This window comes from Streptomyces sp. HSW2009 (genome assembly GCF_040240285.1).
Taxonomy (GTDB): domain Bacteria; phylum Actinomycetota; class Actinomycetes; order Streptomycetales; family Streptomycetaceae; genus Streptomyces.
Map to the genome: position 1 here is coordinate 1 of NZ_JBEHZD010000296.1, position 9,564 is coordinate 9,564.

A 9,564-nucleotide genomic window follows, 5' to 3' on the forward strand; every position below is an offset into this window, starting at 1 on the left:
GGCGGGGGTCCGGGGCCGGCCCCCCCCCCCCTGCCGGGGGGGGGGCCGAGCCCGTACCCGTACGCCTGGGGCTCCTGCCCCCTGCGCCTAGCGCTGCGTCTGCTCGTGCACGTACGCGACCAGCCGGGTCAGCGCGTCCGGGTCGGTGTCGGGGAGCACGCCGTGGCCCAGGTTGAACACGTGGCCCTCCAGGTCGCGGGCGGCGGACAGGACCTCGTCGGTCGCCGCCTCGACCGCGCGGCGCGGGGCGAAGAGCAGGGCGGGATCCAGGTTGCCCTGGAGCGCCTTGCCCGGGCCGATGCGGCGGTGGGCCTCGTCCAGCGGGACCCGCCAGTCCACGCCCACCACGTCCGCGCCCGCCTCGCTGAGCAGCGGCAGCAGTTCGCCGGTGCCGACGCCGAAGTGGATGCGCGGCACGCCGTAATCGGCGACCGCTTCGAAGACCTTGGTCGACGCGGGCATGACCGAGCTGCGGTAGTCGGCCGGGGCCAGCGCGCCCACCCACGAGTCGAAGAGCTGCACGGCGCTCGCGCCGGCCTCGATCTGCACCTTGAGGAACGCGGCCGTGATGTCGGCGAGCCGGTCGAGCAGGTCGGCCCACAGCTCCGGGTCGCCGTACATGAGCGCCTTGGTGTGCTCGTGGTTGCGGGACGGGCCGCCCTCCACGAGATAGCTGGCGAGCGTGAACGGCGCGCCCGCGAAGCCGATCAGCGGGGTCGCACCGAGCTCTCCGACGAGCATCCCCATGGCCTCAGTGACGTACTTCACATCGTCGGGCGTGAGTGGCCGAAGTTGTTCGAGATCCGCCCGCGAACGGATGGGGTGCTCGACGACCGGGCCGACGCCCGGCTTGATGTCCAGGTCCACGCCGATGGCCTTGAGCGGCACCACGATGTCGCTGAAGTAGATCGCCGCGTCCACGTTGTGCCGCCGCACCGGCTGCAACGTGATCTCCGTGACCAGGTCGGGCCGCATGCAAGAGTCCAGCATGGCGGTGCCTTCGCGGACCTTGCGGTACTCCGGCAGCGAGCGGCCCGCCTGCCGCATGAACCACACCGGAGTGTGCGGAACGGGCTCCCTCCGGCACGCCCGCAGGAACGCGGAGTCGTGGGCAGCGGTGCGGTCGGTCTGCTGCTGGCTCGTCGGCCGGGAGTTGGCGCTCATGTCCCAAATCTTCGCACGGGCCGAACGAGTGACCCGCCCATGCGGGTGTTCCTACCCGACCCAGCTCCGATCTCCGCCTAGTCTTCCCCGCATGGCTGCGGCTCACGGACACCTCGCTGACGGTGCGGACGGCGCGGACGGGGAGGGCACCCCGCTCGTGTTCCGGCATGCGGTCGCCGGGCTGCGCGACGCGCGGCTACGGCCCGAGCTGGAGATCGATCCGACGCCACCGCCACGGCGCCTGGCGCCGTTCTCGTACGCGTTGGAGGCGGCGGTCGTCGTCGACGACGAGGAGCTGGCCGAGGGCCGGCTGATCCTGCTGCACGATCCGGCCGGGCACGACGCCTGGCACGGCACGTTCCGCATGGTCACCCTCGTCCACGCGGAGCTGGAGCCGGAGATGGCGGCCGACCCGCTGTTGCCCGAGGTGTGTTGGTCGTGGCTGACCGGGGCGCTGTCGGCGCGCGGCGTCGCGTACTCCGAACCCAGCGGCACCGTGACCCGCGCCGGGTCGCACTTCTTCGGCGGCCTCGCCGACCGCGAACCCTCCACCCGGATCGAGATCCGCGCCTCGTGGACCCCATCGGACCCGGGCGAGCCCGACCGGCGCGGCGTCCTCGCCCCGGTGCCCGACACCGCCGCCCACCTCTCCGCCTGGGGCGACCTGCTCTGCCAGATCGCGGGCCTGCCCCCGCTGGGCAGCGGCGACCCCAGCGTGGTCACCCTCCCGCAGCGCCGCGGCCCGCTCTCCCGCTGACTCCACCACGACTCCGGCGGCCTCCGTCGCCGACCGACCGACCCACCAGCCGCCCGCGGGACGACCTGCACTCGGGTTGGCCTGCCGGCCTGCGGGCCCTGGCGCGGTGGCTGCGGTGGTCGTGGCTGCGGTGGTCGTAGCTGCTGCGGCCCGCATAACTGTGTGGCGGTGGGGCCCGGCCGGGGCGGCAGCCCCCGTACGGCGCTCGTACGACCCGCGGGCAGCCCTCGTACGGGGCGAACGGGACGGCGGCCGACGGGGCCGCGCAGCCCCACCGTCACGACGCGGCGAGCCGCCGTCGTCGCCTCCCCACCGGCCGCCGCACGGCGTACGCGGCGTACGCACCGGGCGGGGGGCGCGCGGCCTTCTCCGTACGACCCGAGCCACGCCAGCCGCCCCGGCCGCCGCCCGGTCGTCCGCCGCAGCGCACCCGTCGGGCGGCTGCGGCGTTCCCACGGCCCCGGCCGTCCCCGCGGCCCGGCGGACCGCACGCCGGACGGCATGCGGGCGCCGTCGCGCGCCCTCCCCGTACCACCCGGCTCCGCCACGCCCGACTCGCTGCCGGCGAGTTCGACATTTAGGGATCTAGTCCATTTTTCTTCTCAATTGTTACCAAACATTCCACGATCGCTCTCTAAAGCCCCGCACCTGAGCTGCCGAAGGATCACATGACCCTTCCCGCACGGAACGCCCCGCTTATCCCCCCGAGCTCGGCGTCCGCTTCGCCACTCCCTCCAGGAGGCCTGGTGTCTGTTCTTCTTGAGCAACCTTCGAGCCTGGTCGCCTACCGCCCGAACAAGCCGACGGCCATGGTCGTCGTGGCCGACCCCCGAGTCCGTTCCACCGTGACCCGCCACCTGTGGGCGCTCGGGGTACGGGACGTCATCGAGGCGTCGTCCATCGCGGAGGCCCGCCCCCGAGTCGGAAACCCGCGCGACATCTGCGTCGCCGACGTCCACCTCCCCGACGGTTCGGGGCTCACCCTGCTCTCCGAGACCCGCGCCGCGGGCTGGCCCAACGGCCTGGCCCTGTCGGCCGCCGATGACATCGGGGCCGTCCGCAACGCCCTCGCCGGAGGCGTCAAGGGGTACGTGGTCACCGGCACCCGTACCAACCTCGGCCTCCCCGGCCGGCCCGGCGCCGCCCCGGTCGGCGCGACCGCGGCCCGGTTGCACCGCCGCCCGCCCGGCGCCCCCGGCCACCCCGGCGGCTACCGGGAACTGTCGGGACGCGAGGTAGAGGTGCTGCGGCTGGTGGCGGAGGGCCAGTCCAACAAGGCCATCGGCGTCTCCATGGGCCTGTCCGCGCTGACCGTCAAGAGCCACCTGGCGCGGATCGCCCGCAAGCTGGGCACCGGCGACCGGGCCGGCATGGTCGCCGTCGCCCTCCGCACGGGCATCATTCACTGACCCCGAGCCCCACTCCCCTCCCGCACGCCCACCGCCCCAGCCACCGGGGGCGCTCCCCGCACGAGCCCCGCGCCCGTCGACGGCAAGGTCCCGCCGGCGGGCGCGTGCCATGCCCGCTCCGGCCCGACCCCGCGGCCACGCCACGGCCGCGCGGAGCGCCCGGGCTCGCACGCGATCCGTACGCGACCAGCACATGAGCAGTGCACGACCGGCACACGAGCTGTGCACCAGTGGCGTACTAGAGGTGCACCAGATGCATACAAGTGGCACACCAGGCTTCCGGGCGAGGCGTCCACAGTCGGGCGGACGGCGGGCGCGGGCGGTCGTTCCGCGCCTTCGCGCTGGTCGGGGACGGTAAGCAGGGATGCCGGAAATGGCCCCTTGGTGTGGGCTTAGGGACTACTGAGCGTGGTGGTCCCAGGTGATCGCCCAGGGTGTGGAATCAGGGCAGGTCATCGACCGGTGCGAGCTATACCCTTGATGGGTGACCGACGCCCAAGAAGCCGCAGCTAAGACGACACTGCGAACCACCGGGGGCGGCCCCCCGGACAGCCCATCGGCAGCGGTCCCCTTGTTGGAGCCGCGCGAGGGCATCCCCGAGGTCACCGCCGACTCCGCCGCACTCGCCGAGGTCATCGCGGCCTTCGCGGCCGGTTCGGGGCCGGTGGCCGTGGACGCCGAGCGCGCCTCCGGCTACCGCTACGGACAGCGCGCGTACCTGGTCCAGTTGCGCCGCGCGGGGGCGGGGACCGCCCTCGTCGACCCGGTGGGCTGCCCCGACCTCTCCGAGCTCGGCGCCGCCATCGCGGACGCCGAATGGGTGCTGCACGCCGCCACCCAGGACCTGCCGTGCCTGCGGGACATAGGCATGGTCCCGGAGCGGCTCTTCGACACCGAGCTCGCGGGCCGACTGGCCGGGTTCGCCCGGGTGGGGCTCGGCGCGATGGTCGAGAACGTGCTCGGCTACGCCCTGGAGAAGGGACACTCGGCGGTCGACTGGTCGACCCGGCCGCTCCCCGAACCCTGGCTGCGGTACGCCGCGCTCGACGTGGAGCTCCTGGTGGACCTGCGCGACGCGCTGGAGACCGAGCTCGCGGAGCAGGGCAAGTTGGAGTGGGCGCAGCAGGAGTTCGCGGCCATCGCCGCGGCGCCGCCGGCCGCCCCCCGCAAGGACCCCTGGCGGCGCACCTCGGGCATGCACAAGGTGCGCAAGCGCCGGCAGATGGCCGTGGTGCGGGAGTTGTGGGAGGCCAGAGACCGGGTGGCGCAGCGGCGCGACATCTCCCCCGGCAAGGTGCTCGGCGACGGCGCGATCGTGGAGGCCGCGCTGGCGCTGCCGACGACGCCCCGTGCGCTGGCCGCGCTGCCGGGGTTCGGGCAGCGGATGAGCCGCCGCCAGTTGGAGCAGTGGCACGCGGCCGTCGAGCGGGCGCGCGCACTGCCCGAGACGGAGCTGCCGCAGCCCGGCCAGCCGCTGAACGGCCCCCCGCCGCCCCGCGCCTGGGCCGACAAGGACCCGGCCGCCGCCGCCCGGCTCGCCGCGGCCCGCTCCGCGGTGAGCGCCATCGCCGAGCGGCTGAACCTGCCGCAGGAGAACCTGATCACCCCCGACACGGTGCGCCGGCTGTGCTGGGAGCCGCCGGCGAACGCCACGCCGGAGAGCGTCGCCTCGGTGCTCGGTGGGTACGGGGCCAGGCCCTGGCAGATCGAGCTGGTCACGCCGGCCCTCACCAAGGCGCTGCTCGCGACGGCTGCCTGAGTGACGCGCGTATAGGCAGCCCCCGCGACCGGTCTGCGTGGCTCGTGCCCGCGGCTGGCCCGGGCGGATGGCCCTCGTGGCTCGTGCCCGCGGCTGGCCTGCGCGGATGGTCCCCGCGGATGGCCCGCGTGGGTGGCCCGTGCGGATGGCTGCTCGGTCCGCGTCCTCGGCTGACCTGCTCGACTGGCTGCGCGGACGACTCCCGCTGCCAGCGTTCGCCGCCGGCCGGCCCCGGGTGCCCCGCCCGGGCGGCCCCCACGGTCAGTGCCCTCCGCCGACCCCCTCGGCCGGCCCGCTCGCAGGGTGGGGCTCCCGGTCGGCCCACTCGGCCGGCTCCCTCAGCCGGCCCCGTCGGCCCGCTCGCCTGGCCCACCCCGCCGGGCCGGCGACCGCGGCACGCGCTCCGCAGCGCCCGGCCCGCATCCCGGCCCCGCAGCGGCCCTGCTGCACCTCGCGACGCCCCCGTCACACCGCCCGGGCGGTACGGGAGCCACCACCGGGGCGATCCTGAGGCGATCCTGAAGGGCATCCGAGCCATGCCCCCGGAGCGATCCCAGGGCGCTCCGGAAAGGCGCCCGAGACACAACCCCGGGGCGCCGTCCGAGAGCGGTCCCCGGGCGATGCCGGAGCGATCCCGGAACGCCCCCGAGAGCGATCCCGCCGCACCCCGGCAGCAGCCACGAAGCCCACCGGGCCGATCCGGAAGAATCCCCGGTGTGATCTACGCCGCTTAGCCCGCAGGGGCTGGGCAGCCTGGTTACCCGTAAGTAGCATGGCGGTGTGAGCCCCGCCGCTACGCCTGCGGTGAGCTCTGCCGGGTGACCTGCCCCGTGTATCCGGCCAGCCCCGTGAGGTGAGCGAGCCGGCGGGTGCTCCGATGTCGCAGCGGGGAGCCCGGTCCGCGGGCCGTCCCGGGTCGCGCGTCGGCTCCGGCGGTTCGCCGGCCGCCGGTCCGTGCGGGCTCCGGGTCCGCCGGGCGGCATCGGTCGCGCCGTACCCCGTGGCGAGCGAACACAATGAGAGGGAGAGCCAACGTGCCTCGTACCGCTAGGGAAGTCGTCTTCGTCGACGGCGTCCGCACCCCGTTCGGCAAGGCGGGCCCCAAGGGCATCTACCACGAGACCCGCGCTGACGACCTGATCGTCAAGTGCATCCGGGAGCTGCTGCGCCGCAACCCCACGCTGGCGCCCGAGCGGATCGACGAGGTGGCCGTGGCCGCCACCACCCAGATCGGCGACCAGGGCCTGACGCTCGGCCGCACCGCCGGCATCCTGGCGGGGCTGCCGCAGAGCGTGCCCGGCTACTCCATCGACCGGATGTGCGCCGGCGCCATGACGGCCGTGACCACCACCGCCGGCTCGATCAGCTTCGGCGCGTACGACGTGGTGGTCGCCGGTGGCGTGGAGCACATGGGGCGGCACCCGATGGGCGAGGGCGTGGACCCGCACCCGCGGTTCGTCGCCGAGAAGCTGGTGGACGAGTCCGCCCTGTTCATGGGCATGACGGCGGAGAACCTGCACGACCGGCTGCCGCACCTGAGCCGGCAGCGGGCCGACGAGTACGCGGTGCGCAGCCAGGAGAAGGCCGCCAAGGCGTACGCGAACGGCAAGATCCAGCAGGACCTGGTGCCGATCTCGATCCGGCGCACCAGCCCGGAGGGCGGCGAGACCGGCTGGGGCCTGGCCACCGCCGACGAGCCGATGCGCCCGGGCACCACGCTGGCGAACCTGGCCGGTCTGAAGACCCCCTTCCGCCCGCACGGCCGGGTCACCGCGGGCAACGCGGCCGGCCTCAACGACGGCGCCACCGCCTCGCTGATCGCCGCCGAGGACGTGGCGCGCGAGCTGGGCCTGCCGGTGAAGATGCGGCTGGTCTCGTACGCGTTCGTGGGCGTGGAGCCGGAGGTCATGGGCGTCGGCCCGATCCCGGCGACCGAGAAGGCGCTCGCCAAGGCGGGCCTGACCATCGACGACATCGGCCTGTTCGAGGTCAACGAGGCGTTCGCGGTGCAGGTGCTCTCGCTCCTGGACCACTACGGCATCGCCGACGACGACCCGCGGGTCAACCAGTACGGCGGCGCCATCGCCTTCGGCCACCCGCTGGCCTCCTCCGGCGTGCGGCTGATGACGCAGCTCGCCCGGCAGTTCGAGGAGCAGCCGCAGGTGCGGTACGGCATCACCACCATGTGCGTCGGCTTCGGCATGGGCGCCACGGTCATCTGGGAGAACCCCCACTGGGAGGGCAAGTGAGCACCAGCACCACCGAACTCCTGCGGGGCGCGGCCGAGTTGTTCCCCGACGAGGTCGTCACGCAGGCGCACGTACGCCACCTTGAGCTGCCCGGGGCCGGGCGGTTCGCGCTGATCACCCTGGACAACGGCTTCGACCACACCAAGCCGACCACCTTCGGCCCGCAGTCGCTGGCCAACCTGAACGCGGCCATCGACCAGGTGGAGCGGGAGGCCGCGGACGGCGAGATCGTCGGCGTCGGCCTCACCGGCAAGCCGTTCATCTTCGCCGTCGGCGCCGACCTCAAGGGCGTCGAGCTGCTGACGGAGCACCGGGACGCGCTGGCCATCGGCAAGGGCGGGCACGACGTCTTCAAGCGGCTGTCCCAGCTCGCGGTGCCCACCTTCACGTACTACAACGGTGCGGCGATGGGCGGTGGCGTCGAGGTCGGCCTGCACTGCACGTACCGCACCGTCTCGCGGGCGCTGCCGGCGTTCTCGCTGCCCGAGGTCTTCCTCGGCCTGGTGCCCGGCTGGGGCGGCTGCACGCTGCTGCCGAACCTGATCGGCGCCGACCGCGCGATCACCGTCATCATCGAGAACGCGCTCAACCAGAACCGCCAGCTCAAGGGCGCCCAGGTGTTCGACCTGGGCATCGCCGACGCGATCTTCGACGGCGCCGACTTCCTTGAGCAGTCGCTGCTGTGGACCGCGTCGGTGCTGCGCGGCGACACCGAGGTCGTACGGGCCGACGTGGACCGCGGCGAGGCGTGGGACCGGGCGATCGAGCGCGGCCGGGGCATCGCGGACGCCAAGGTGCACGGCGCCGCGCCGGCCGCCTACCGGGCGCTGGACCTGATGGCCGCGGCCAAGAACGGCGACCTGCGGCAGGGCTTCGACGCCGAGGACCAGGCGCTGGCCGACCTGATCATGGGCGGCGAGCTGCGGTCCGGCATCTACGCGTTCAACCTGGTGCAGAAGCGCGCCAAGCGACCTGCCGGCGCCCCCGACAAGTCGCTGGCCCGCCCGGTGAACAAGGTCGGCGTGGTCGGCGCGGGGCTGATGGCCTCGCAGCTCGCGCTGCTGTTCGTGCGCCGCCTCCAGGTGCCGGTGGTGCTCACCGACATCGACCAGGAGCGGGTGGACAAGGGCGTCGCGTACGTCCACGGCGAGATCGACAAGCTGCTGCTCAAGGGCCGGGTCAACCAGGACCAGGCCAACCGGCTCAAGGGCCTGGTGACCGGCTCGCTGGACAAGGCCGCCGCGTTCGGCGACGCGGACTTCGTCATCGAGGCCGTCTTCGAGGAGATGGGCGTCAAGCAGAAGGTGTTCGCCGAGGTCGAGGCGGTCGTGCCGGAGCACGCCATCCTGGCCACGAACACCTCATCGCTCTCGGTCAGCGAGATGGCCTCCTCACTCGCCCACCCGGAGCGGGTCGTCGGCTTCCACTTCTTCAACCCGGTGGCGATCCTGCCGCTCCTTGAGATCGTGCGCGCCGAGCAGACCGACGAGGCGTCGCTGGCCACCGCGTTCGCCGTCGCAAGGACGCTGAAGAAGACCGCGGTGCTGGTCAAGGACGCCCCGGCGTTCGTCGTCAACCGCATCCTCACCCGCTTCATGGGCGAGATCCAGAACGTCATCGACGAGGGCACCCCGGTCGCCACCGCCGAGCGCGCCGTGGAGCCGCTCGGGCTGCCGATGTCCCCGCTGGTGCTGCTGGAGCTGGTGGGCCCGGCGATCGGCCTGCACGTGTCGGAGACCCTGAACCGGGCCTTCCCCGACCGCTTCACGGTCTCGCCGAACCTCAAGGCCGTCGTGGCCGCCGGCAAGCGCGGCTTCTACGTGCACGACTCGGGCACCCCCGAACTCGACCCGGAGATCGCCGCGCTGCTCCAGCAGGGCGACACCGTGCTGAGCGAGGAGCAGGTGCGCGAGCGGGTGCTGGACGCCGTCGCGCAGGAGATCGGCCTGATGCTGGACGAGGGCGTGGTCGCGGCGGCGCAGGACATCGACCTGTGCCTGATCACCGGCGCCGGCTGGCCCTTCCACCTGGGCGGCATCACGCCGTACCTGGACCGTACGGGAGTCTCCGAGCGGGTCATCGGCAAGCGCTTCCTGGCCCCGGGCCTGGCGAGCGTCCCGCAGTAGCACGACGCGCCACCGCCACCTGACCGGGGGGGGGGGGGGGGGGGGGGGGGGGGGGGGGGGGGGGGGGGGGGGGGGGGGGGGGGGGGGGGGGGGGGGGGGG

General features: G+C 73.8%; 6 protein-coding genes. 5 read left to right on the top strand and 1 reads right to left on the bottom strand.

Going from position 1 to position 9,564, the window contains the following annotated elements:
* Positions 1–87: 87 nt before the first annotated feature.
* Positions 88–1,164, bottom strand: a complete 1,077-nt coding sequence (gene hemE, locus AAHZ94_RS20965; RefSeq protein WP_349994520.1) for a uroporphyrinogen decarboxylase — start codon at positions 1,162–1,164, stop codon at positions 88–90.
* A gap of 91 nt (positions 1,165–1,255) precedes the next feature.
* On the opposite strand from hemE, the gene AAHZ94_RS20970 reads away from it, so the two are divergent.
* The 5 genes from AAHZ94_RS20970 to AAHZ94_RS20990 all read left to right on the top strand — a co-directional run bounded on the left by AAHZ94_RS20970 (position 1,256) and on the right by AAHZ94_RS20990 (position 9,464).
* The gene (locus tag AAHZ94_RS20970; RefSeq protein ID WP_349994521.1) at positions 1,256–1,921 is read left to right on the top strand and encodes a DUF3000 domain-containing protein; all 666 of its coding nucleotides are present in this window, start codon (positions 1,256–1,258) and stop codon (positions 1,919–1,921) included.
* 746 nt (positions 1,922–2,667) lie between these two features.
* Positions 2,668–3,330 (top strand): LuxR C-terminal-related transcriptional regulator, encoded by a 663-nt coding sequence (locus tag AAHZ94_RS20975; protein WP_349994522.1) that lies wholly within the window; start codon positions 2,668–2,670, stop codon positions 3,328–3,330.
* A gap of 484 nt (positions 3,331–3,814) precedes the next feature.
* The gene (locus AAHZ94_RS20980) at positions 3,815–5,089 is read left to right on the top strand and encodes a ribonuclease D (protein WP_349994523.1); all 1,275 of its coding nucleotides are present in this window, start codon (positions 3,815–3,817) and stop codon (positions 5,087–5,089) included.
* A 1,034-nt stretch (positions 5,090–6,123) separates the two neighbouring features.
* Positions 6,124–7,338, top strand: coding sequence for a thiolase family protein (locus AAHZ94_RS20985; protein WP_349994524.1), 1,215 nt, complete (start codon positions 6,124–6,126; stop codon positions 7,336–7,338).
* Positions 7,335–9,464 carry a 3-hydroxyacyl-CoA dehydrogenase NAD-binding domain-containing protein gene (locus tag AAHZ94_RS20990; RefSeq protein WP_349994525.1) on the top strand — a complete coding sequence of 710 codons (2,130 nt, stop codon included), beginning with the start codon at positions 7,335–7,337 and terminating at the stop codon, positions 9,462–9,464. Before AAHZ94_RS20985 ends, AAHZ94_RS20990 begins: the two co-directional genes overlap by 4 nt.
* Positions 9,465–9,564 lie beyond the last annotated feature (100 nt).

Coding starts and splice junctions, on each gene's coding strand:
- hemE (WP_349994520.1), bottom strand. CDS start 1,164: ATGAGCGCCAACTCCCGGCCGACGAGCCAGCAGCAGACCGACCGCACC.
- AAHZ94_RS20970 (WP_349994521.1), top strand. CDS start 1,256: ATGGCTGCGGCTCACGGACACCTCGCTGACGGTGCGGACGGCGCGGAC.